Source organism: Clostridium isatidis, assembly GCF_002285495.1.
GTDB classification, from domain to species: domain Bacteria; phylum Bacillota; class Clostridia; order Clostridiales; family Clostridiaceae; genus Clostridium; species Clostridium isatidis.
In genome coordinates this window covers 786,176-811,199 of the sequence record NZ_CP016786.1, presented here as the reverse complement: position 1 = coordinate 811,199, position 25,024 = coordinate 786,176, and the positions used below count along the sequence as shown (strand labels likewise).

Genomic DNA, 25,024 nt, shown 5'->3' with positions numbered 1-25,024 from the left:
TATATTATTCTATTCCTCTTCTATAATGTCCTTTTGTATATTTGTTATTGTCAATTTTTATTTCATTTCTTATCATTCTAATTATATTTTTAACTTCATTTTTACTTTCATCTCTAAATTCTACTCTAAAAGAATTTACACCCAGACTCGCCAATTCTTCCTTTTCTTCAATTAAATTTAATGGATGAGAATTTAATATGTAACTTCTGCAAAATATATCAGTCATTATTCTAAACTTTTCATTCATCCTATCAGTTAAAGTAAAATCATCTCTTGTACATGCCAAATTACATTCACTACAAGAAGATCTTCCTCCAAATGTACTTCCAATTGGGCAATATTCACTTATCATTAATTCTGTTTTTCCATAAATTAACGCTTGAACATTTCCCATATTGGATTTAAGCATATTCTTTATTTCTTTTCTATTTAACTCTAAACTAAGAGTTGGGATATCAATTTCACTTTGATAAAATTTTAAAGCCTGAGAATTAATAATGTTCAACTTATAATCTCCAATTATAAAAAGCTCATCCTTGTACTTATGTATAATTCCTAAATTAACAGTTATTAATCCCTTTATATATGGTTTTAATTTTTCAATAAGCTCTACAACTTTACCAAATTCACTTTTAACTATATTAGGTATCTTTAAATATATATTAACCTTATCCTTTTCTTTTAATTCAATGATATCTTTAATTTTTAGAGCATCTCTATGACGACTAAATAAATCAACTGCAATATCACTTATTCCTTCTTCTAATAAGGCTTCAAACTGCCTCTTAGTTATACATTGATAAATCATTTCTATATTCTTGTCTGATTTTATCTTTTCTTCTTGTTTTTCTTTCTTTATTGCTCTTTTTCTTCTAAAAGATTTTGTTATTGATTTCTGTATTCCTTCAAGGGCTTCCCTTCTTAAATTATTTAAATCACTTATTCTTACAAAACCTTCCTCAAAGTTTTCAAATTCCACTTCATTTATTCTAAAGGGATAATCTCCAGACTTTCCTAGAGCTTCAGTAACTCTATTTTTATCTAGTGGCTTCTTTTCTGCTTTTTCAACAAGTGCTCCTATAAATTCATAATCTAATCCATTATAAGAAATTTTTATAGTCATAGGCTTTAGGAGCTCAAAATTTATCTTCGCCTTTAAAGGAATTTTTTTTTCATATGCTTTTAAGTAATCTTCTAATTCATCAAATAATTTTTTATCAGAGGACTTATATAGCTCATCACCTTTTTTATAAGACTTAGGATAAATTTCTACTTTTTCTCCTATCTTAGCTTCCTTTACTTCCTTGCCTTTTATTAGAATTTTACTAATTATAAATCCCTTATCCTTAACCCTGAAACCATCTCCTAAGGATATATTCTCCTGCAACTGTATTTCTCCATTTTTATTTACCTTTCCTAAAAATACTCCTGTATTTCTTGGATGTTTAAAACTAATTAAATCACTTCCCAGATTTTTATATAGATATGCAGTAGAAAATCCTCCTCTGTTAAATAGTTGCATTAATTCCTTTTTTCCTTTTTCTGCATCAAACTTTTTATTATATAAAATTTGGTCTACTGCTTTTCTATAATTATCTACTACACCAGCTACATATTCAGGTCGCTTCATCCTTCCTTCTATTTTTAATGAATAAGTGCCGGAATTAATAATATCTTCCACATTTTCTATTGTACACGTATCCTTCGGACTCAATATATAAGCTTTTTTTTCTGAAGTATTACTTCCCTTTATTATATATTCCATTCTACAAGGCTGAGCACATCTTCCTCTATTTCCGCTACGTCCACCTATCATAGAACTCATTAAACACTGCCCTGAATATGATATACATAATGCTCCATGCACAAAAATTTCTGTTTCTATATTTAATACCTTTGAAATATATTCTATTTCCTCTAAAGAAAGTTCTCTAGATAAAACTATTCTATGAAAGCCCTTTTCTTTTAAATATAAAGCTCCTTCTCCATTATGGATAGTCATTTGGGTTGAAGCATGAATTTCAAAGTCAGGATATTCTTCTTTTATTCTTTTAAATAATCCTAAATCTTGTATTATTAATGCATCTACACCAATTTCATAAAGAAAACCTGCGTACCTTACAGCTTCATTTAATTCATTTTCCTTAATAATCGTATTTAAAGTTACATAAATTTTAGCGCCATAACTATGAGCATAGTCTACAGCCTTAATCATATTATCATTATCAAAATTTGAAGCATATGCCCTGGCTGAAAACTTACTTCCACCAAGATAAATTGCATCAGCACCTTTATTTATTGCTGCATAAAGACTTTCCATGCTCCCAGCTGGAGCTAAAATTTCTACTTTCTTCATAAATACTTCTCCTAATTAAACATCTAACTAATTAATTTTCTTTGGTAAAATATTTTATATTAATTTCTACTAATTATATATAACATAAATAGATTAAATTTTCCATTCTATTATAATAAAAAACAGTTTAATTTAATATTAAACTGTTTTTTATTACTATTAAATATTCTTACCTGCCACGCTGCTATACTTCTTTAATTAAAGGATTACTAAGTTTTTTTGCCTTTGCTAATTCAATTTGAGAATCAATCAGTTTTTTTTCTAAATCTAAAACTTTATATTTTGAAGTCTGCAATTGAAACTTAATATCCTTATTTTGAGCTTTTAAAGCCTCTTTTTCATTATTAATCTTTTTATACTCTTCTTCTATCATCTTAAATCTCTCATTTAAGGCACTTAACTCTTCTACTAACTCTACTTCTTTTTCTTTAAACATATTATTATTTTGTATTAATTCTTCTTTTTCTTTTTCTAAGCTTCCTACTTGTGCTTTTAAAATATCAATTTTCTTTTCATAATCTTCTATTCTACTCTTTTTTAAGTCTTCTAGTTCTTTATTTAAACTTTCAGTAATCCTTAAATGACTAAAATTATTTTTTTCTATTTCTTCTTCTAATTCTTTTATCCTTTGTTCTAAACTTAAATTTTTTTCTTCTAATGTACTATTCTTTTTGATCAAATTTTCAATTTCTATATCAGCTTTAAAAAGTTCATCTGCTATATTTAATGAAGCTAATGTTGCAGCTGCTGTGGTGCTTAATTTTCTATTTGCATTTGTAATATCTCTTACCTTACCATCAACATAATTTGAAATCTTAATCAAGTAATTCTCATTTTCTCTTCCCTTTAGATTATATTCAACTCCATTTATCTTGATTGTTACTGTATTCATAGCACACCCCATTAAAATAATAATATTATTATATTAATTTTAACATAAATTTCATTACTAATATATTATATTTCAATGTATTTTTTGATACAGAAAGAGAAAAATCAAAATTAAAAATTATCTTAAAATAGCACCAAGCTTGTGTTCAAGACTTCTTAAAATTTTATCATGAACCTTATTTACATCATTATCTGTTAAGGTCTTTTTATCATCCCTATATGCTATTGAATATGCTATACTCTTCTTACCTTCGGGAATTTGAGCACCCTTATAGATATCAAATAATTTCACCTTTTCTACTAAATTACCACCTGCTCTTCTAATTGTATCTTCAATATCTTGAACTAATATTTCATCATCAACAAGTAAAGCCATATCCCTAGTAACAGCAGGGAACTTTGGCAATGGCTTATAAGACTTAGTAATATTCGCATAATTAAATAGTATATCTAAATCTAATTCAGCTAAATAGCAATTTTCATCTATACCATAATTTTCTATTACTGTTGGATGGACTTCTCCTAAAGTTCCAGCCTTTTCTTTTCCAATCATAATACTTGCAGTCTTTCCAGGGTGGTAACTTAAATTTTCTGACTCCCTTTTAAATTTTACTTTGTTAAGTCCAAGGGTCTCTAGAACATTTTCAACTACTCCCTTTAAATCAAGAAAATCACATTCCCCGTACATTCCTATTGTTAGTATAGTCTTTTCTTGAGGCAGCTTGCTTTCATCTTCATTTTTAATATATACTTTACCAACTTCAAACAACCTTACATAATCATTGTTTTTAGAATAATTTCTAGCTAAAGATTCCATCATTGAATGAATTGTGGTCGTTCTCATTACAGAATAATCTTCCCCTAATGGATTTTTAATTTTTACTACATTTCTTAATTCGCTATCTGCAGCTAGATTAATCTTATCAAAAACCTTAGGTGATATAAATGAGTAACTAATTGATTGATTTATACCGCTTGCAATCATTGCTTTTATAACTTCTTCTTTTAATATTTCCTTTTTATATTTTGGTTCTCTTCCTGTAGAAACCTTAGCTATTGTAGTAGGAATTTTATCATATCCGTATATTCTAGCAACTTCTTCTGCAATATCTTCTTTTATTCCAATATCAACTCTAAAGGTTGGAATTGTAATAACTAAATTATCTCCTTCTAAAGTTGTCTTTAAATCAATTAAATCAAGATAATATTTCATATCTTCTTTTGGAATATCAGTTCCTAAAAATCTATTGATCCATTTTGAATCAACAGTTATTGAACTTTCTTCCTTTTTGCCAGGATAAACATCTATTGTTCCTTCCATTATCTCACCACAGCTAAGCTCACATACTAATGAACAAGCTCTGTCTATGGCTAAAGCTGCTAAATTTGGATCAATATCTTTTTCAAATCTTGAAGAAGCTTCAGTTCTTAGATTTAACTTTTTAGAATTAACTCTTATGTTAGTTCCATCAAAATTTGCTGCTTCAAAAATAACTTCAGTTGTGTCATCTTTAATTTCTGAATTTAATCCCCCCATCAATCCTGCTAATCCAATTGTTGTTTCATTATCCTTTATGCAAAGGAAAGTTTCATCTAATTCTCTTTCTATTCCATCTAAGGTAGTAAACTTTTCATTATTTTTAGCTCTTTCTACAACTATTTTATTGCTTGATATTTCTCTTGCATCATAAGCATGCATCGGCTCCCCAATTTCTAACATTACAAAATTTGTAATATCAACTATATTATTTATAGGTCTAATACCAGCATCAATTAATCTCTCTTGCATCCAGCTTGGAGATGGTCCGATTTTAACATTTTTAACCCCTCTAGCCATAAACCTTCTACATAAATTATCTCTAACTTCTACATGTAGAATATCATTTATATTTTTATTTATCTTAGCTTCGTAATTTAAATTTGGCATTTTATATGATTTTCTTAAAGCTGCTGCAACTTCCCTAGCCATACCAATCATACTTAAACAATCTGGTCTATTTGATGTAATATCAAAGTCTAAAACAGATTTGTTCAAACCTAAATATTCCTTTATATCTACACCAATAGGAGCATCTTTTGGCAATATCATTAAACCATGAACTGGTTCATCTCCTGCTATTCCTAATTCTTCTTCTGAACAGAACATACCGTTAGACACTTGACCTCTTAATTTTCCTTTTTTTATTTCTGTTCCATCTGCTAAAATTGATTTATGAAGAGCCACAGGAACTATATCATTTTCTTTCATATTTGTTGCTGCAGTAACTATTTGTATTAGTTCTTCTTTTCCAATATCCACTTGGCAGACTTTTAATTTATCTGCATCTGGATGCTGCTTTATTTCAACTATCTTACCTGTAACAACATTTTTAATTTTATCTCCTTGAGTAATTACTTCCTCTAATTGTGATCCTGTTAAGGTTAGTTTATCTCCTAATTCCTTAGGATTTACATCTATATCAACGTAATCTTTCAGCCAATTATATGGTACTTTCATTTGTCTACCTCCTATTAATTAAAATTGATCTAAGAATCTCATATCGCTTTCATATAAAAGTCTAATATCATCAATTCCGTAACTTAACATAACCATTCTATCAACACCAAATCCAAAAGCAAAACCGCTATAAACTTCTGGATCTATTCCGCAGTTTCTTAAAACATTTGGATGAACCATACCGCAACCTAATAGCTCAATCCATCCGCTATTTTTACAAACCTTACATCCCTTACCACCACAAACAAAGCATGTTGCATCCATTTCAGCTGAAGGCTCAGTAAATGGGAAGTGATGTGGTCTAAATTTTGTTTTAACACTATCACCAAACATCTTTTTAGCAAATAATTCTAGTGTCCCTTTTAAATCTGCAAAGGTAACTCCTTTATCAATAACTAAACCTTCCATTTGATAGAATATAGGTGAATGAGTCGCATCTACAGAATCTGATCTATATACCTTACCTGGTGCAATCATCTTAATTGGAGGTTTTTGATTTTCCATAACTCTAATTTGTACTGGAGATGTTTGAGTTCTAAGAACTATATCATCATTAATATAAAATGTGTCTTGTTCACTTCTTGCTGGATGATTTTTAGGAATATTTAAAGCTTCGAAATTATAGTAATCTAATTCAACTTCTGGTCCTTCTTCAACTGTAAAGCCCATTGAAATAAATATATCTTCCATTGCTTTTAAAGTTAATTCTAAAGGATGTCTTTTTCCTATTAACTTTTTTCTTCCTGGAAGTGAAATATCAATAACTTCAGAAGCTAATTTTGCCTCTTTTTCCTTTGCTTTAATAGCTTTAGCAACTTCCTCAATTTTAGCTTCTAATTCTGCCTTTATTTCATTTACTAGCTTACCAACTATAGGCCTCTCTTCTTTCGATAAGCTGCCCATAGATCTTAAAATAGTAGTTAATTCTCCTTTTTTACCTAAATATTTTACTCTTATTTCATCTAAGCTTGAACTATCATTTACTTCAGCTAAGCTTTTTAATGCATTTTCCTTAATTTCCATTAGTTTTTCTTGCATTAATTTTCCTCCTTATTTTTATATAATAAAAAAACTTCGCCCACAACAAAGGGACGAAGTTATCGTGTTACCACCCTAATTGATAATATAAAACTATATTATCCACTTAATTCAAATAACGGTAAATCCGCTAGAAACTACTTTAATTTCACTTCTAGAACTCCTGAGGGAACTTCAATATAATAATACAATAAATCGGCTTTCAGTCTACGACCAATTCTCCCTGAAAAGTTATTATATTTACTTTCCTCATTCACAGTTTTTACATATTTAATTTATTATATATTATATAGTTTAGCTTTTATAATTTCAAGTGAAATCTTCTATTTTTACTATAAATATACTAATTGCTTTTACATTAAATTTTGTCTTACTTTTTCAAATAAAATTATTGCTGATGCAACTGCAACATTTAGTGACTCAGCTCCTCCAGGCATAGGAATCTTAACCTTTTTATCGGCTAGATTAAAAAGTTCCTCACTTATACCATTACCTTCATTACCGACAGCCAGCATAACCTTACCTTTTAAATTTTCATTAAAAAAGTTTTTTGATTCCTGTAAAGATGTAGTTACTAATGCTACCCCTTTATCTTTTAATTTTTTAATTATTGTAAATTTAGAATCATCATAATAAATTGGTATATAAAATATTGATCCCATTGTAGATCTTATTGTTTTTTCATTATAAATGTCTACAGTTCCCTTCGTTAATATAATCCCATCCACTCCAGCAGCATGAGCTGTTCTTATAATTGTACCTAAATTACCAGGATCTTGAACCTTATCACAAACTACATAAAAATCACCATTTAGATTTTCTTCTATATTTTTAAATTTTGCTATTGCTAAGATACCCTGAGGATTTTCAGTCGAAGATAAACTAATAAATAAATTTTCTGAAATCAGAATGATTTTGTCTTCACTTCTGTCCCTCAAATACTCTGCTTCCTTCAAATTACTTAAATTATCTTCAGTAATAATAATATATTCTATATCTATTTTAGCTTTAACTGCCTCTTCTATAATACGAAACCCTTCTAAAATAAACTTTCCTTCTTTAATTCTATATTTTTTCTCTTTAAGTTTCTTTATTGTTTTATATAGCTTATTATCCTTGCTTTCTATGTAAATCAATACTTTACACCTCTTTATTTTGAAATTAGTTTTTCTATCTTATTTAAATCCTCAGATTGAATTATTGATATAATTATATCATTTTTTAATAAAGTTTCTTCCCCTAAAGGTGAAATTATTACTTTTTCACTCCTCTTTATTGCTATAACATTAATTCCATATTTTGTTCTCAATCTTATATCTTTAATTAATTTTCCAACCCATTTATTTGGTACTTGTATTTCCATTATAGTGTAATCTGAAGAAAATTCTATATAGTCTAATATGTTTGAAGACACTAAATTATGAGCAACTCTTACTGCTAACTCTTTTTCAGGGAGGACCACCCTATCTACACCTATTTTTCTTAAAACTTTACCATGCAGATCATTTTTCGCTTTAGCTATTATATACTTAACGCCTAATTCTTTAACTAATATTGTAACCATAATACTAGACTGAATATCCTCTCCAATAGTAATTACTGCTACATCAAAATTATTTATCCCTATAGATTTTAATGCATTTTCATCAGTTGCATCTAATACAACTGCTTGAGTTACCTCATCTGCTATTTCCTGAACCAAGCTTTCATTTTTATCAATTGCTAAAACGTCATTTCCAAGAGATTGTAAAGTTCTAGCCATAGATGAGCCGAATATTCCAAGTCCAATAACTACAAATTGTTTACTATACATTAATTATATCACCTATCCTATTAAAATTTTTCCTTTTGGATATTTATATTTTTCATTTCTATCATTTTTTCTTAAAGATAATATTACTGTTAAAGGTCCTAGTCTACCAATATACATAAGTATCATTATAATAATTTTCCCAAAGTTTCCCAGGCCAGGAGTTAAATTTAATGTAGATCCAGCTGTACTTAAAGCAGCAGTTACCTCAAAAAATATACTTAAAAAATCTACCTCTTTATAAGCATAAACTAAGATTATAGTTGATAAAATTACTAACGATATTCCTAGAAAAAATATAGTAAAAGCTTTATATATTAAATCTCTAGTAAATCTTCTTCCAAAACATTCAGTATCTTCTCTTCCTCTTACTACTGATACTAAGGTTAAAAATATTATAGATACTGTAACTGTTTTTAAGCCCCCAGCAGTTGAGCCTGGTGATCCCCCTATAAACATTAAAATCATAACTAAAAACTTACTTGAGTTTGTCATATCTATTAAATTAATATTATAAAATCCTGCTGTCCTTAGTGATATGGAAGAAAAAAAGGAACTTAATGTTTTTTCTTCAAATTCCATTTTTCCTAAGGTTAATTCATTATTATATTCAAATAATAATATCAATAATGCACCAGTTACAATAAGAATTAATGTAGTTATTAGCGATAATTTTGAATGAATTGAAAGCCTTTTGTTATCTTTATTTCTTAATATTTCTAAAATTACTGGAAATCCAATGCTCCCAATGAATATTAGTAAAGAGATAACAAAAATAATAACTATATTCTTATTATAGTTTATAAGACTGCTTTCAAATAAATCTATGCCTGAATTACAAAAAGCTGATATAGAATGAAAAATACTATTAAAAAGCCCTTGTTTAACTCCATATTCTGGAATTAATTGTGTTGCTAAAATTATTCCCCCTAAAAGCTGTAAAGAAAAAGAAAATAATAAAATACTTTTTATGTCTTCTACTATATTTTCAACAGAAAATGTATTCATTGATTCTTGAACAAGTAATTTATTTTTTAAAGTTATTTTTTTACCTAGTAGTTGAGAAAAAATCACAAAAAATGATGCAAATCCTAAGGAACCTATCTCTATTAATAATGCTATTATAACCTTTCCAAATCCACTCCAATGCTGTGAAGTATTCAAAGTAGTTAATCCTGTTACACATACTGCTGAGGTAGAAGTAAAAATTGCATCAATAAAATTTGTATAATTATTTTGACTAGATGATATAGGAAGCCATAATAATAATCCTCCAATAAGTATAATTAAAATAAAACCAATTGATAATATTTGAACTAGATTTAAATTTTTTTGGTTATATTTATTAAATTTCATATAACACCTCAAAATAAAATTAAATTTTCTATTTTATTATTTACAATTTTAATTACAATATTAGAATATAAAAAATGCGACCCTTGGGTCGCTTAAATTTATTTATTCAATTGAGCCTTTGCTACTTCTACTAAATCAGCAAAAGCCTTTGGATCATTAATAGCTATTTCAGATAACATTTTTCTGTTCATATCAATTCCAGCTAACTTAATTCCATTTATAAATTTTGAATAAGATAATCCATTCATTCTTGAAGCAGCATTAATTCTTGCAATCCATAGTCTTCTAAAATCTCTCTTCTTTAATCTTCTTCCTACGTAAGCATTTCTTAATGCTCTAATAACTGTTTCATTAGCAGTTTTAAATAATCTGCTCTTTCCACCATAATAACCTTTTGCAAGCTTTAATACTTTTTTATGATTTTTACGTGCATTTACCGCTCTTTTTACTCTTGCCATGTTTCAAACCTCCTATTTTTATAAGTATGGTAATAGTTTCTTCATTGCTTTTTCTTGAGTTGTTGAAACGTAAGCAGTTTTTCTTAAGTTTCTCTTTCTCTTAGCACTTTTCTTTGTTAAGATATGACTTTTAAAAGCTTTTGCTCTTTTTAATTTTCCAGTACCTGTTTTCTTAAATCTTTTTGCTGCACCTTTATGAGTTTTCATTTTTGGCATTTTAAAGCCCTCCTCTCAATAATGAATATATTAAATAATCTTACTATTTTATAAGTAATTTTATGCTGTCGTAATAAACACAATAAAAAAAGACAGCAAATTGCCGTCCTCACAATATCCAAACTCTTAATTTTAGCTAATAAAATTAAGTTCAGAATACATAACCTTACTAAGCTAGGCCGTAAGGTGAGAAACGACTTTGTTTCCTCTTAACATATAGTATTATATTATTAGCTAAATTACTTGTCAACCTTTATTTATTTTTATTTTAAATAGTTATTAACCAAGCTCTACCCTATCTTCAAAAACATTTATTATAGTTTCCAAAAATTCCTTATTCATACAATTATCTTTTCCATATATCTTAACTTTCCTAGGAGCGTTAGTGATTAATCCACTAATTATTATATCTTCCATTTTAGCTTCTGTATCAATTTCTGTATCTGCAATTTCTTTCATAAACTCATTAAAGATATCCTTGCCTGCTTTATTTTTTATTATATATTTTCCCCCCTCATTAATAAATATATCTATTTCTTCAATTTTACTTTCTTGTATATCAACAAAATATTTAAGAAGCTTTACAAATTCTTTATATTCTTTCTCTACCATATAGTTTTCAATAACTTTATCAATAACTCTTTCTATATTACTCTTTAGTTCCTTCATTCTAAATCTTATGAAACCATTTATATTAATTTCTGAATTTTCCTCTAAAAATTCTTTTATTTTCTCTATTATATTATTTATCTTATTCATATAATAAACATAATTTTCTGTCTCTGTAAAACTCTCTAGCAATAAAATTTTCATTATTTTTTCTTCTACTTCAATTATCTCATCTTGTTTTAAAAAGAAATAATTTTCTGTTATATAATCAAACATCTCACGATTTTTATATTCTTTTATCACAATTTTATATAAAACATTACTCATATATAAATCTATTATATCTTTTATCTTTTCATTATAACAATCATCATCACAAAGCAATTTTACAATATGATTATCTTGTTCCACACTTTCTACTATTCCAATATTTATATCTTTCTTTTTAAGAATGATCCTTAGTTCATAAATCTCACTTATAAAATTAATGTCAGTATCATATACAAGTTTTTGTACAAGCACGGATTTCACTCCCTTTCTAATAATAGTATGTTTAAAAATTATAACTATATACAAATTTCTTGAAGTGATAAATTTAATTTTTATGTATAATAAGATTAAAATATATAATAAGGAGAAATATATATGATTTGCTTTATTGATTATAGAACTAATGAGGAAGAAAGAAAATCACTAAAATCCCTCAATCTTTCCTTAATTGAAATTCCACCTTGTGATAATTTATATGAAGCAATAAATGGTCATGTTGATATACAAGTAAACATATTAGACAAAAATAAAAAAAAGATAATAATACAAAAGGAAATGCCTGAAACTTTTAAAAATCTACTTATTAAGAACAATATTTCATTTATTGAAAGTAAAAATTCCTTAGGTTATAATTATCCAAGCAATATTAGTTTAAATTCATTAATATTAAATAATTATTTTGTTCATAATCTAAAATTCACCGATCCTAATTTATTAAGCACACAAAAAAGCAAGATATTAATTAATGTTAAACAAGGTTATACAAAATGTTCTTCATTAATAGTTGCAGATAAAGCCATAATAACTAGCGATAAATCGATTTATAATAGCCTTATTAAAGAGAATTTTGATATTTTACTTCTTCCCCCAGGAGATATTATTTTAGAAGGACTAAATTATGGCTTTATTGGTGGTACAGGTGGGCTAATAAATAAAAATATAATAGCATTTTTCGGCAGTCTTGATAATTATTTATATGGGAAAGAAATTAAAAACTTCTTAGCTAAATATAATGTTAAACCCATATATCTATCTAAGGGAAAATTGATAGATAGAGGAAGTTTAATGGTTTTATAGCCCTTAATATAATACGTTTTTAGGCTATAAATGTTTCTTATAAGCAATCTCATTGCTTTAAATTATATATAAATATAAAAAGGTGCATTTTAAACAGCACCTTTTTTAAATTAATAGTCACTATTCTTTTAATATAATCTTCGTTATTTGACTTATTTTCTTTTTAATATCATCATACTTCATATTAGATTTGCACTCTATTTTATCTAATATAACAAGAATTTCTTTAATATTTTCTTCAAACTCCTTATAATTTTGATTTCCCCTACCTAATTTATCTGCTATAAATAATAATATGATATCATTTATTTTATTACTTTCTATTAAGCCTTTATAATCAGCAAATTTCATATTTTTACCTATATATATATGATGCATGTGATATCTAACTAATATTTTTACATCTTCTGCTAATTTATTATCTACATATTTACTCATTAAATTATAAGCCATTTTAGCTCCTTCTCTATCATGATCATAGGATCTATATCTTCCACGAATAAATTTTGTTGTTGGTATTTTCCCAATGTCATGTAATAAAGCTGCCCACATAAAGCTTCTAATATCTTCAGAAAATTCCTTTATTATTGAAGCTATATCAACAACCATTTTTGTATGATTCCATACATTTCCTTCAGGATGATATTTCTTCTCTTGAGGTATATCTCTTAATTTAACTATTATCTTAAAATCAGATGCTTTAAATTCTTTCCCTTCTATAATTTTTTCTAACTCCAGGGATGGCTTCTTTTCTTTTAAAAGGATTTCTTCTATATTAATAAAAACATTATTATTCATATCATCACCTCCAAATTTATTATTTGTACTTAATATAAAATTTATTTTTCTTAGCATTAAAATTAAGAAATAACATATAATAATTATAAATTTATTAATACTTATGGCGCTATAGCCAAGTGGTAAGGCAGAGGTCTGCAAAACCTTTAGCCCCGGTTCAAATCCGGGTGGCGCCTTTATAAAAAAACTGACTGTTATAAATTTTTTATAACAGTCAGTTTTTTAGTGCTTATTACTAAGTGTGGAATTTTAAATATAACAGTTTCTTAATTTCTCACTACAAACCACTCTATTTTGCTTGTTTTAACAATTCACCGATATCTTCTTTATTAAATCTGTAAATTGCATTACAGAAATCACATTTTATTTCTTCTTCCTTACCTTCTTCATAAATTTCACTTAACTCTTTTTTTCCTATAGAAATTAGTGCTTTTTCTACTCTTTCTCTAGAGCAATTACACTTATATTCAGGAGTAATTTCTTCTAATATTTTTAAATCCATTCCCTCAAAAATAAATTCAATTACTTTAGTAATATCCCCATATTGAAGTAACATTTCTGTAATAGAAGGAATTTCTTGTAATCTATATGTAATTAAATCTGATAATAATTCATCTGCATCTGGCATCATTTGAATTATAAATCCACCTGATGTTTTTATTGAAAGATCCTTATCTACTAATACTCCTAAAGCAACCGCAGATGGTGTTTGTTCTGATACCGTAAAATAATAAGCTAAATCTTCTGCTATTTCTCCAGTATATATTGGAACTCTTCCAATGTAAGGCTCTCTTAAACCTAAGTCTTTAATAACTATAAAATCACCATCCTTACCAATAAAACCTCCTACATCTAATTTTCCTATTGAGTTTAGAGGTCTATCACTGTATGGATTTCCAACTAATCCTTTTACTTTTCCACCTTCATGAGCAGTTACTGTAATACCCTTAGCTTCTCCATTTCCATCTATTTTTAATGTTAAAACTTCATTTTTACCTTTCAAGGTTGACCCCATAAGAGCTCCTGCAGTTAACATTCTACCTAATGCTGCAGCCGCTACAGGTGAACAGTTATGTAATGTTATTCCTTCATTAACTAACTCTCTTGTTTGTCCAGCAATTATTCTTACCATTCCATCTTTTGCTGTCGCTTTTATTATTTTATCCATCTTATACCTCCAACTATTCTACTTTTACTACATAGACTATACGTTCTGATTTTTCTTTTACCCTCTCTTTAGTATAATCCTCATATTTTCCAACAATTTTAAACCCAATATCCTTTAATGCTTTTTCAATAAATTCTTCCTTATAAGCTCTTTCAAAATGATTTTCATCAAATCTTTCATACGCATTATCATTTTTCACAAAAAAGGTTAAATACATACTTACAATATCATCTTCAAATTCATTTTCCCAGACATAGAAGACATCGTCTTCATCATAGGTATAAATATTATTTCCTAAAATCTTTGAAAGTTTATAATAAGAATTAATATCAAAAATAAATATACCATTGTCCTTTAAGTGATCTTTTACACTTTTTAGATAATCGAAAAAATCATTATCTTCTAATATATAATTTGTTGCATCTAATACTGAAGTTATTAAATCAAATTTTCTATTTAAATTAAGTTCACTCATATTTTGACAAATTAACTTACAATCAATATTTTCTTCCTGAAATTTTGAGAAGGCTTCAGTTAACATATCTTCTGATAAGTCAACAGCAAAAGACTCCTTAAATTTTTTTGCTAATTGAACAGTTGCATTTCCTGTTCCACAAGCTACATCTAAATATGAATTAAAGTCTATATTTTCTTTCTTGCATATTTCGATTATTCTATTACAAATTTCTTTATAATTAATATCTTCATTAATTAATTTATCATAAATTTTAGAGAACTCTCCATAAGACAACCTTCCACTCCCCCTTTATAGAGTTTTCCAAAGACTATATTAAATGTAAATTGAATTTTAGTCAATGTATCTAACAATAATATTAATATTATTGTTACTTTCTTCCTAAAATCTCATCATTTGTAGGTATTTTAAGTTCTCTTTTTCTCTTAGTCATAATCCCTCCAATTCTTCCTGTTTCTTCGGAAGTCAAACCACCCCATCCATATTGGTCTACCTTATCTTTTAAACCTAATTCTTCAGCTATTTCATATTTAAGCTTTTCTCTAAGTAATTCTTCTGGTGATAATTCCTTTTTTGACTTTATTTTTGACTTTATTATTTTTTTCAATGGTGTTTTACTCATTTTAATACCCCCTATCGATTTGATATTAATATCTTTTCCAAATTTATATTTTCTATACTTTAATTTGCTTTCACTATATTTACTTAAGCTTTATATAATATATTAGATATTTTCCCGATGGAAATTTATCAGAATCTATCAAAGGAGGCATAAAACAATGTATAATGTAGCAATTGTTGGAGCTACAGGCAATGTTGGGAGAAAATTTTTAGATATCCTAGAAAAAAGAAATTTTCCAATAAAAAACTTATATCTTTTTGCTTCAAAAAAATCTGCTGGGTCCAAGTTAAAATTTAAAAACAAAGAAATCTTGGTAGAAGAAACAAAAAGAGATAATATAATAAATAAAAAAATTGATTTAGCTCTATTTTCTGCTGGAGCAACTATAAGTTTAAAATTTGCAAAAATTTTTGTATCAATTGGGTCAACTGTTGTTGATAACTCAAGTGCCTATAGAATGGATAAAAATGTTCCCTTAGTTGTTCCAGAAGTAAATCCTGAAGATATAAAATGGCATAAGGGTATAATTGCAAATCCTAATTGTTCTACAATTCAGGCAGTCCTTCCATTAAAAGTTTTAGAGGATAATTATGGCATTAAAAGAATAATATATTCTACATATCAGGCTGTATCTGGTGCTGGTATGGATGGTATTAAAGATTTAGAAAACGGACTAATGGGACTCCCCCCTCAAAAATTTCCTTATGAAATAGCAGGAAATTGTATACCTCAAATAGATATTTTCCTAGATAACGGATATACAAAGGAAGAAATGAAAATGATTGATGAAACAAAGAAAATTCTTCATAAGCCAGAATTAAAGATTACATCTACTTGTGTTAGAGTTCCTGTACTAAAATGTCATAGTGAAAGTATAAATATAGAGTTAAAAAAGGCCTTTGAAATAAATGATATTTTTCAATTATTCAAGAATACTAAAGGAATTAAAGTTTTTGATAATATTAATGAACTTAAATACCCTACTCCCCTTATGGTTTCTGAAAAAGATGATGTATATATAGGTCGAATAAGAAGAGATTTTAGTATAGAAAACGGATTAAACCTATGGGTTGTAGCTGATAACATTAGAAAAGGCGCTGCTTTAAATGCAGTTCAAATAGCTGAATTATTAATAAGGAGTGATAAATAATGGCAATTTTTAAGGGTTCAGCGGTAGCAATAGTTACCCCTTTTAAAAATGGTTCCATAAATTATAAAAAGCTTGAAGAATTATTAGAATGGCATATTAAAGAAAAAACTGATGCAATTGTTATATGTGGTACTACGGGTGAAGCAAGTACTATGTCTTTATACGAAAGAAAAAAAGTTATTAAATTTACTGTTGATGTGGTTAATAGAAGAATACCGGTAATTGCCGGTACAGGAACTAATGATACTAAAGCTTCAATTAAAATGAGTCAATATGCAGAAGAAGTCGGAGCAGATGCTTTACTAGTCATTACCCCTTACTATAATAAAACTACAAACAAGGGATTAATTAAACATTTTAAAGCTATTAATGATGCAGTTGATACTCCTATTATTTTATATAATGTTCCATCTCGAACTGGTGTTAATATAACTCCTAAACAACTTCTAACATTATCAAAATTTAAAAATATATCGGCCATAAAGGAGGCAAGCGGCAACATAAGTCAAGTTGCTCAAATGAAAGCTTTATGTGGTAATGCAATAGATATATATTCTGGAAATGATGATCAAATAATACCCGTAATGTCCCTTGGCGGTATTGGTGTAATATCAGTTTTAGCAAATATTATTCCAAGAACTGTCCACGATATGACTTTCAGCTATCTTAATAAAAATATAGAAATGGCCTTAGAACTTCAATTAAAAACTTTAGAATTAGCAAATAAGTTATTCATAGAAACTAATCCCGTTCCAGTAAAAACAGCATTAAATTTAATAGGAAAAGATGTTGGTGAATTAAGACTTCCTCTAGCAGAAATGGAAGAAGAAAATCTAAAAACTTTAAAAGAAACATTAAAAAATTATAATTTAATATAAGGAGAGAGATATGATAAAGGTTATATTAAATGGCTGTTGCGGAAAAATGGGAAAAACAGTAACAGAGCTTTCAAAGGACTTTCCTAATATAGAAATAGTTGCTGGTGTAGATAAGTTCTTAAACAAGAAATATAACTATAAAATATTTAGCTCTATAAATGAAATAGACTTTGAATATGATGTTTTGCTTGATTTTTCAAGACCAGAATCCCTTGAAGATTTATTAACTTTTAGTGTAGCAAAGAAAAAGCCTATAATATTATGTACAACTGGATATAATAAAAAGGATTTAGAACTAATCGAGGAAAAAAGCAAACTAATCCCTATCTTTAAATCCGCTAATATGTCTTTAGGAATAAATTTAATTAATTCCTTATTAAAAAAAATAGTTCCAGTTTTGTATAAAAACTTTGATATTGAAATTATAGAAAAGCATCATAATCAAAAAGTTGATTCTCCTAGCGGTACTGCACTACAACTAGCAAATACTATTAAAAATTCATTATCTAAGGAAAGTTCCTATATTTATGGTCGATACGGCTCTAAGAAACGAACTAAAGAGGAAATTGGAATCCACTCTATAAGAGGAGGCTCTATTGTAGGAGAGCATGAAATAATATTTGCAGGCACAGGAGAAGTTATAGAAATTTCACATAAAGCTATCTCTCGTGAAGTATTTGCAATAGGTGCACTAAAAGCTTGTGAATTTATGGCTTCAATTAATATAGCAGGATTATATAATATGGACAATCTCCTTAAAATTTAATTATAAAATTAATAAAAAAGGGGCTGTCGCACTAAATAATTAGTGTGAAGCTCCTTTTTGATGAAAAAAATAAATCCCAGACTTTAAAAGTCTAGGATTTATGGTAAAATATTTTTCATGCCTATAAAAAAAATCTTACGAAAAAATTATACTTTAAATCAAAAGGTTTATCAACTAAAACTTCCTTTTGATATTGATTGCATAATTCCAAGTAATGATTCTGTGCGATTACTAAGCCAGTTTGTAGAGGAGATGGATTTGACTGAGCTATATTCTACTTATTTTAGAATAAGAGAAAATCAAGTATCGCCCATGAAAATGCTGAAAATTATGCTATACGCTTATATGAATGGAATTTATTCTTCACGTGATATTGAGCTAGCTTGCCGTAGAGATATAAATTTTATGTTTTTACTAGAAGGGGCTTCCGCTCCGGATCACTCAACATTTGCAAGGTTTAGAAGTTTACATTTCGCCCCATGTTCTGAAAAGATTTTAGCTGAAATGACTAATTTTCTTTATAAAATAGGAGAAGTATCAGGTAACAACATATTTATTGATGGTACTAAAATAGAAGCTTGTGCAAATAAATATACTTTTGTTTGGAAAAAAGCTGTTACAAAAAACATGGCAAAGTTATTAATTAAATTAGCCGACCTTGTAAAAGAATCTGAAGAACTTTATGGAATTAAATTAATTTATAAAGATAAAGTAGAAATTAAACATGTGAAGAAGCTAAGAAAAAAGCTTTATGAGTTGAAGAGATCAGAAGGTATAGAATTCGTCCACGGATGTGGTAAAAGAAAAACTACACTACAAAAGTCTATAGAAAAACTTGAAGAGTATCTTTCAAAATTTAAAGAATATAATCAGAAAGTGTACACTTGCGGTGATAGAAATAGCTATTCAAAAACAGATACTGATGCTACATTTATGAGAATGAAGGAAGATGCTATGAAAAATGGACAACTTAAACCTGCTTATAATGTACAACATGGAGTAGATTCAGAATACATTACTTGGCTTACGGTAGGGCCTCAGCCCACAGACACAACGACTCTAATACCATTTTTAAAAACTATGGAGGAACATTTAAATTTTAAATACTTAAAAATTGTTGCTGATGCTGGATATGAAAGTGAAGAAAATTATTCTTTTATTGAAGATAATAATCAAATAGCATTTATTAAACCTGCTAACTACGAATTATCAAAAACGAGAAAATATAAAAATGATATTGGTAAAATAGAAAATATGGATTATAATCCTGAAAATGATATTTTCATATGTCAGAATGGTAAAAAGTTAAAAATGGAAGGCGTAAAATTAAGAAAATCAAAAACAGGATATGAAAGTGAAAAAACAATTTATACATGTGAAGATTGTAGTGATTGTAAATATAAAAGCAAATGCATTAAAGGAAATAATTGCAAAACACCTTTAGAAGAAAGAACTAAAAAATTTGAAACCTCAAAAAAATTTAATCGTCAAAGAAAAGAAGACTTAGAGAGAATAATTAGTGATGAAGGTTGCTTGCTAAGAATGAATAGGAGTATTCAAGCAGAAGGTTCCTTTGCGCAAGTTAAACAAGATATGAATTTTAGAAGGTTCATGTGTCGTGGACAAAGAAATGTTTTAGCCGAAAGTACATTGCTTGCAATGGCTCATAATATAAATAAAATTCATAGAAAAATCCAAGCAGGCCGAACTGGACAACATTTATTTGAAATAAAGAAAACTGCATAATTAATTTTAAAAAAGTCTTTTTTCTTAGGCTTATTAAAGTGCGCCTTTTTTAAGAAATAATTTTATTTTGTCAGCAAAGATTCGAATCTTCTCTTTTTATTGAAAAATAGGAGCTGTCGCTAGCGTTTTTTTCACCCGCTAATGCGACAGCCCCTTTTTATCTAATTATTCAGCAGATGCTTCAATATAAGCACCATCAAAGTAAACTTGACCTAGAGTAGAAACTCTAACTCCCTTAACTTCTGGTTTTGCACCCTTAACTTTAGTGTAGTAATATAATGGGATTATTGGCATTTCATCCATTAAGATGTCTTCTGCTTGTTTCATGTATTCCCATCTCTTAGCAGCATCTGATTCTGTTTTAGCTTTAGAAATTAATTCATCGTATTTAGCATTGCTAAATCCAGAATCATTATTTCCGCCGCCTGTTACCCACATATCTAAGAATGTCATTGGATCAACATAATCTGCAGACCAACCATGTCTTGCAATTTCATATTGTCCTTCTTGTCTTGTATTTAAGAATACTTTCCATTCTTGGTTTGTTAATTCAACATTAACACCAATCTTAGCCCAATCTTGTTGAATAACTTGAGCTATATCTTTGTGTGATCCTTCAGTATTATACATGAATTCTAATGTTGGAAGACCTTCTCCATTTGGATATCCTGCTTCAGCTAATAATTGCTTAGCTTTTTCTATATTAACAACATTTGCATCATAATATTCTTTTGAAGCAAAGTCTTCACCATTTTCATTTAATATACCCTTAGGTACAAATGAATGTGCAGGTACTTGACCAGCTTTAGTAACATTTTCTACTATAGCTTTTCTATCGATAGCTAAAGCAAGCGCTTGTCTTACTCTTTTATCACTTAAAGCTTTTTTAACATCTGCATCAAGAGTATCTTGTTTACCAACATTAATTCCTAAGAAATATGTTGCTAAGTTAGGATAAATTGTAACTAATCCTTCACTCTTACCATTTTCAATTTCTGCTGGTGGAACAGTATCAATCATATCGAATTCTCCTGATTTTAAAGAAGCATAAGCAGTATTTTCATCAGTAACCATCTTCATTACTAACTTATCAAGCTTAATAGCATCTTTATTCCAGTAGTTTTCATTCTTTTCAAATACTAATTGATCTTTCATTGTCCATTCTACTAGTTTGAAAGGACCATTTGTAACGTAAGTTGATGGTTCTAAAGCCCAACCTTCTGGATCAGCAGAAACTATATCTTCTCTTAATGGGAAGTAAGTTGGGAATGCCATTAATTCTGGGAAATAAGCTGTAGGTGCTTCTAATGTTACTACTAAAGTATGATCATCCACTACTTCAATTCCTAATTCATCAGCAGTTACTTCACCAGCATTGAATTTTTCAGCATTCTTAATATAGAATAATTGATAAGAATATTCTGAAGCTGTAGCTGGATCTAATGCTCTAACCCAAGAATATTTAAAATTTTCAGCTGTTACAGGTTCTCCATCTGACCATTTAGCATCTTTTCTTAATTTAAAAGTATAAACTAATTGGTCATCAGATACTTCAAATTCTTCAGCAACACCAGGTATTGCTTTTTCATGCTCATCAAGTCTTAATAACCCTTCAAAAGCATTAGAAATTATTGTTGAACCTCCAACTGAAGTATTTAATGTAGGGTCGATTGTTTCAGGATCTTCCCCTAAGTTGTAAATTAATGTCTTGTTTTCTGTTGCATCTTCTTTAGAGCCGCAACCAGCAAATACTGACATTCCAAGTGCAAGTGTTAGTGCTAAAGCACAAATTCTTTTTAACTTGTTCTTTTTCATAATTTTTCCCCCTTATTATTTTTTTATATCTAAATTGCTCATGCAATCGATAGCTTATTTATTAAATAAATGACATGCCACAAAGTGACCCGGCTCAACTTCTCTAAGTTCTGGATCAACTTCGCCGCAAATTGGTTTTGCATATCTACATCTACCTTTAAATCTACATCCTGGTGCTGGATCTATTGGTGAAGGTATATCTCCTTCTAATATAATTCTTTTGTTGTTTTTTGCAACCTTAGGATCTGCTATTGGTACTGCTGAAAGTAATGCTTGTGTATATGGATGTTTAGGTTTTAAATAAACATCATCAGCTGGTCCTTTTTCAACCATTTGACCCAAATACATTACCCCAATATGTGTTGAAATATGCTTAACCATTGATAAATCGTGTGCAATAAATAGATATGTTAAACCAAATTCTTCTTGAAGTTCCTCTAACATATTAATTACCTGTGCTTGAATCGAAACATCAAGTGCAGATATTGGTTCATCACAAACTATAAAATCAGGTTGTACTGCAAGAGCTCTTGCAATACCAATTCTTTGCCTTTGTCCTCCTGAAAACTCATGAGGATATCTACTTATATGACTACTATTTAATCCTACTCTTTCTAATAAGTACATTATTCTTTTATTTCTCTCATCACCTTTATAAAGACCATGAATATCTATTGCTTCTCCGATAATGTCCCCAACAGTCATTCTTGGATTTAGTGAAGCATATGGATCTTGGAATATCATTTGCATATTCTTTCTTAAAGATACCATTTTCTTTTCACTATATTTTGTTATATCTTCACCATTAAAAATGATTTGACCAGAAGTTGGTTCATATAATTTTAATATAGTTCTTCCAGTTGTAGTTTTACCACAACCAGATTCTCCAACTAATCCTAAGGTTTCACCTCTTTTTATTGTAAAAGAAACATTATCTACTGCTTTTACAAAACTTTTTTTAGTAAATAAACCTTTATTTGCAGGGAAGTATTTACAAAGATTTTTAACTTCTAAAATAATATCATTTTTCTTTTCCATTATTCTTCCCCTCCCTTTATTGGCGCTTCAACTTTTGGTGCGTATTCATGATTTAACCAACAAGCAGCCTTGTGTCCTTTAGATATTTCAAATAAAGGTGGAAGATGATCAACACAAACCTTCATTGCATATTTACATCTTGCTGCAAAAGGACATCCTACTGGTGGCTTTAATAAATCTGGTGGTTGCCCTTCAATTGGTTTTAGTTTTTCTTTTTTATCACTTTTAGGATTAGGAACGCTATTTAATAGTCCCCATGTATATGGGTGTTTTGGATTATAGAATATATCTTCATCAGTTCCTTCCTCTACTATTATTCCACCATACATTACATTTATTCTTGTACATAAGTCTGCAACAACACCAAGGTCATGTGTAATTAAAATTATTGAAGTATCTAATTTATTCTTTAAGTCCTTCATTAAATCTAAAATTTGTGCTTGAATTGTAACATCCAAAGCTGTAGTAGGTTCATCAGCAATAATCAATTTTGGATTGCAAATTAAGCTCATTGCAATCATAACTCTTTGTCTCATTCCACCTGAAAATTCATGTGGATATTGCTTTAATCTTTTTTCAGGACTAGGAATACCTACTAACTTAAGCATTTCTATAGCCTTTTCTTCAGCTTCTTTTTTGGATATTTTTTTATGTTTAATTAAATGCTCAGTTAATTGTTCCCCAATAGTATATAATGGGTTTAGAGATGTCATAGGATCTTGAAAAATCATTGCCATCTCATTTCCTCTTAAAGTCTGCATTTCTTTTTCTTTTAAGTTTGAAATTTCTTTATTGTCAAATTGGATACTATCAGCCTCTATAACAGCATTATCTGGTAATAATCTCATTATAGACATCATTGTAACTGATTTTCCACATCCAGACTCTCCAACTATACCTAAAGCCTCTCCCTTATTTAAGTAGAAAGAAACCCCTCTTACTGATTGTACATCACCAATATGTGTTTTAAAGGAGGTCTTTAGATTCTTTACTTCTAATAATTTACTCAATTGTTTCTCCTCCTATTTTTTATTCTTTGGGTCTAAAGCTTCTGTTAATCCATCACCAAACAAGTTAAATGCTAATATAATTAAGCATATCATACCTGCAGGGAATAGCAGCTGATATGCTGCTGTTGACAATAGTCCACTAGCATCATTAGCCAACGTTCCAAGAGAAGCTAATGGAGCATTTATTCCTAAACCTATAAAACTTAGGAAAGCTTCAGTAAATATAGCTGAAGGTATAAATAATGTTAATGTAACTAAAATTGATCCCATTGAGTTAGGTATTAAATGTTTAAATAAAATTCTTGTATTTGATGCACCTAGCGCCTTAGCTGCTAGAACAAACTCTTGTTGTTTTAATTGAAGAATATCTCCTCTAACTATTCTAGCCATACCTACCCAATATGATATAGCCATAGCTAATATAATAGTTACAAGACCTGTTGAACCTTCTTTTTTTAAGGAGGCCATTAAAATAATAACATATATTTGAGTTGGTATAGAATATAATACATCAACTATTCTCATCATTATATTATCAACTTGACCACCAAAGAAACCAGCAATTCCACCATATAAAACACCTATTACTAAATTAATAGCTGCAGCTGCAATTGCTATAATCAAAGAATATCTAGCGCCATACATTACTCTTACAAACAAATCTCTTCCTAAGTTGTCAGTACCAAACCAATGTTCAGCACTTGGTCTTAAGTCTGTTGCTTGTAAATTTGTATCATAATAAGTATATCCTTTTATTTTTTCAAAAAGTAAAGGTCCAAAAAAAGCAAATAGCATAATTATTATAATTAAACCTAATGAAAATATTGCTAATTTATTTCTTTTTAATCTTCTCCAAGCATCAGCCCAATATCCAATACTTGGTCTAACTATTTGTTCAAATTCCTTTTCCTCATCTTTTAAAGGAGTAAATAGTTCTTTATTTATGTTTAAATTTTTTAAATTGTCCATTTCTTTACCCC

Annotated in this window: 23 protein-coding genes, 1 tRNA gene and 1 other annotated feature; of the genes, 6 read left to right on the top strand and 18 right to left on the bottom strand. The window is 28.5% G+C overall.

What is annotated here, in order from left to right; all coding sequences use genetic code 11:
- Positions 1–4: 4 nt before the first annotated feature.
- The 10 genes from BEN51_RS03840 to ytxC form a co-directional block, all read right to left on the bottom strand.
- Positions 5–2,356, bottom strand: coding sequence for a U32 family peptidase (locus tag BEN51_RS03840; RefSeq protein ID WP_119864770.1), 2,352 nt, complete (start codon positions 2,354–2,356; stop codon positions 5–7).
- Positions 2,357–2,540: 184 nt separating this feature from the next.
- Positions 2,541–3,248 carry a cell division protein ZapA gene (locus BEN51_RS03835; protein WP_119864769.1) on the bottom strand — a complete coding sequence of 236 codons (708 nt, stop codon included), beginning with the start codon at positions 3,246–3,248 and terminating at the stop codon, positions 2,541–2,543.
- 117 nt (positions 3,249–3,365) lie between these two features.
- Complete coding sequence (gene pheT / locus BEN51_RS03830; RefSeq protein ID WP_119864768.1) at positions 3,366–5,744, bottom strand: phenylalanine--tRNA ligase subunit beta; 2,379 nt, start codon at positions 5,742–5,744, stop codon at positions 3,366–3,368.
- Between the two features lie 18 nt (positions 5,745–5,762).
- Positions 5,763–6,782, bottom strand: a complete 1,020-nt coding sequence (gene pheS, locus BEN51_RS03825) for a phenylalanine--tRNA ligase subunit alpha (protein WP_119864767.1) — start codon at positions 6,780–6,782, stop codon at positions 5,763–5,765.
- A 46-nt stretch (positions 6,783–6,828) separates the two neighbouring features.
- Positions 6,829–7,048 (bottom strand) — a binding site (T-box leader).
- A gap of 87 nt (positions 7,049–7,135) precedes the next feature.
- Positions 7,136–7,918, bottom strand: a complete 783-nt coding sequence (locus tag BEN51_RS03820; RefSeq protein ID WP_119864766.1) for a TrmH family RNA methyltransferase — start codon at positions 7,916–7,918, stop codon at positions 7,136–7,138.
- A 14-nt stretch (positions 7,919–7,932) separates the two neighbouring features.
- A complete protein-coding gene (locus BEN51_RS03815; RefSeq protein WP_119864765.1) occupies positions 7,933–8,595 on the bottom strand; it encodes a potassium channel family protein in 663 nt (220 codons plus the stop codon).
- Between the two features lie 12 nt (positions 8,596–8,607).
- Entirely contained in the window at positions 8,608–9,948 is a 1,341-nt protein-coding gene (locus BEN51_RS03810) for a TrkH family potassium uptake protein (RefSeq protein WP_119864764.1), read from the bottom strand.
- A 98-nt stretch (positions 9,949–10,046) separates the two neighbouring features.
- On the bottom strand, positions 10,047–10,406 hold the full coding sequence (gene rplT, locus BEN51_RS03805; RefSeq protein ID WP_119864763.1) for a 50S ribosomal protein L20: 360 nt from the start codon (positions 10,404–10,406) through the stop codon (positions 10,047–10,049).
- A gap of 18 nt (positions 10,407–10,424) precedes the next feature.
- The gene (gene rpmI, locus BEN51_RS03800; protein ID WP_119864762.1) at positions 10,425–10,622 is read right to left on the bottom strand and encodes a 50S ribosomal protein L35; all 198 of its coding nucleotides are present in this window, start codon (positions 10,620–10,622) and stop codon (positions 10,425–10,427) included.
- 279 nt (positions 10,623–10,901) lie between these two features.
- Positions 10,902–11,753, bottom strand: coding sequence for a putative sporulation protein YtxC (gene ytxC, locus BEN51_RS03795; protein WP_119864761.1), 852 nt, complete (start codon positions 11,751–11,753; stop codon positions 10,902–10,904).
- A 123-nt stretch (positions 11,754–11,876) separates the two neighbouring features.
- Here ytxC and BEN51_RS03790 point away from each other — a divergent pair, with 123 nt between their 5' ends.
- Positions 11,877–12,578: a DUF6873 family GME fold protein gene (locus BEN51_RS03790; protein WP_119864760.1), complete on the top strand. Its 702-nt coding sequence runs from the start codon at positions 11,877–11,879 to the stop codon at positions 12,576–12,578.
- A gap of 120 nt (positions 12,579–12,698) precedes the next feature.
- Here BEN51_RS03790 and BEN51_RS03785 read toward each other — a convergent pair whose 3' ends face one another.
- Entirely contained in the window at positions 12,699–13,376 is a 678-nt protein-coding gene (locus BEN51_RS03785) for an HD domain-containing protein (RefSeq protein ID WP_164704083.1), read from the bottom strand.
- Positions 13,377–13,481: 105 nt separating this feature from the next.
- Here BEN51_RS03785 and BEN51_RS03780 point away from each other — a divergent pair.
- Positions 13,482–13,552: transfer RNA gene (locus BEN51_RS03780), tRNA-Cys, on the top strand.
- Between the two features lie 113 nt (positions 13,553–13,665).
- On the opposite strand, the gene hslO is transcribed toward BEN51_RS03780, so the two are convergent.
- The 3 genes from hslO to BEN51_RS03765 form a co-directional block, all read right to left on the bottom strand.
- On the bottom strand, positions 13,666–14,544 hold the full coding sequence (hslO, locus tag BEN51_RS03775; protein ID WP_119864758.1) for an Hsp33 family molecular chaperone HslO: 879 nt from the start codon (positions 14,542–14,544) through the stop codon (positions 13,666–13,668).
- A gap of 13 nt (positions 14,545–14,557) precedes the next feature.
- Positions 14,558–15,295: a class I SAM-dependent DNA methyltransferase gene (locus tag BEN51_RS03770; RefSeq protein WP_119864757.1), complete on the bottom strand. Its 738-nt coding sequence runs from the start codon at positions 15,293–15,295 to the stop codon at positions 14,558–14,560.
- 94 nt (positions 15,296–15,389) lie between these two features.
- Positions 15,390–15,641, bottom strand: coding sequence for an alpha/beta-type small acid-soluble spore protein (locus tag BEN51_RS03765; protein ID WP_119864756.1), 252 nt, complete (start codon positions 15,639–15,641; stop codon positions 15,390–15,392).
- A 157-nt stretch (positions 15,642–15,798) separates the two neighbouring features.
- Between BEN51_RS03765 and BEN51_RS03760 the strand changes: the two genes are divergently transcribed.
- The 4 genes from BEN51_RS03760 to BEN51_RS03745 all read left to right on the top strand — a co-directional run bounded on the left by BEN51_RS03760 (position 15,799) and on the right by BEN51_RS03745 (position 20,181).
- Complete coding sequence (locus BEN51_RS03760; RefSeq protein WP_119864755.1) at positions 15,799–16,791, top strand: aspartate-semialdehyde dehydrogenase; 993 nt, start codon at positions 15,799–15,801, stop codon at positions 16,789–16,791.
- Complete coding sequence (gene dapA / locus BEN51_RS03755; protein ID WP_119864754.1) at positions 16,791–17,669, top strand: 4-hydroxy-tetrahydrodipicolinate synthase; 879 nt, start codon at positions 16,791–16,793, stop codon at positions 17,667–17,669. Before BEN51_RS03760 ends, dapA begins: the two co-directional genes overlap by 1 nt.
- Positions 17,670–17,679: 10 nt before the next feature.
- Positions 17,680–18,435, top strand: coding sequence for a 4-hydroxy-tetrahydrodipicolinate reductase (gene dapB, locus BEN51_RS03750; RefSeq protein ID WP_119864753.1), 756 nt, complete (start codon positions 17,680–17,682; stop codon positions 18,433–18,435).
- 117 nt (positions 18,436–18,552) lie between these two features.
- On the top strand, positions 18,553–20,181 hold the full coding sequence (locus tag BEN51_RS03745; protein ID WP_119864407.1) for an IS1182 family transposase: 1,629 nt from the start codon (positions 18,553–18,555) through the stop codon (positions 20,179–20,181).
- A 165-nt stretch (positions 20,182–20,346) separates the two neighbouring features.
- On the opposite strand, the gene BEN51_RS03740 is transcribed toward BEN51_RS03745, so the two are convergent.
- From BEN51_RS03740 to BEN51_RS03725, 4 genes are read right to left on the bottom strand one after another with little or no spacing between them, the layout of a single operon-like run.
- Positions 20,347–21,996, bottom strand: a complete 1,650-nt coding sequence (locus tag BEN51_RS03740) for a peptide ABC transporter substrate-binding protein (protein ID WP_119864752.1) — start codon at positions 21,994–21,996, stop codon at positions 20,347–20,349.
- Positions 21,997–22,050: 54 nt separating this feature from the next.
- Positions 22,051–23,034: an ABC transporter ATP-binding protein gene (locus BEN51_RS03735; RefSeq protein ID WP_119864751.1), complete on the bottom strand. Its 984-nt coding sequence runs from the start codon at positions 23,032–23,034 to the stop codon at positions 22,051–22,053.
- Positions 23,034–24,044 (bottom strand): ABC transporter ATP-binding protein, encoded by a 1,011-nt coding sequence (locus tag BEN51_RS03730; protein WP_119864750.1) that lies wholly within the window; start codon positions 24,042–24,044, stop codon positions 23,034–23,036. The genes BEN51_RS03735 and BEN51_RS03730 overlap by 1 nt, the downstream gene beginning before the upstream one ends.
- A 12-nt stretch (positions 24,045–24,056) precedes the next feature.
- Complete coding sequence (locus tag BEN51_RS03725) at positions 24,057–25,013, bottom strand: ABC transporter permease (protein ID WP_119864749.1); 957 nt, start codon at positions 25,011–25,013, stop codon at positions 24,057–24,059.
- Positions 25,014–25,024 lie beyond the last annotated feature (11 nt).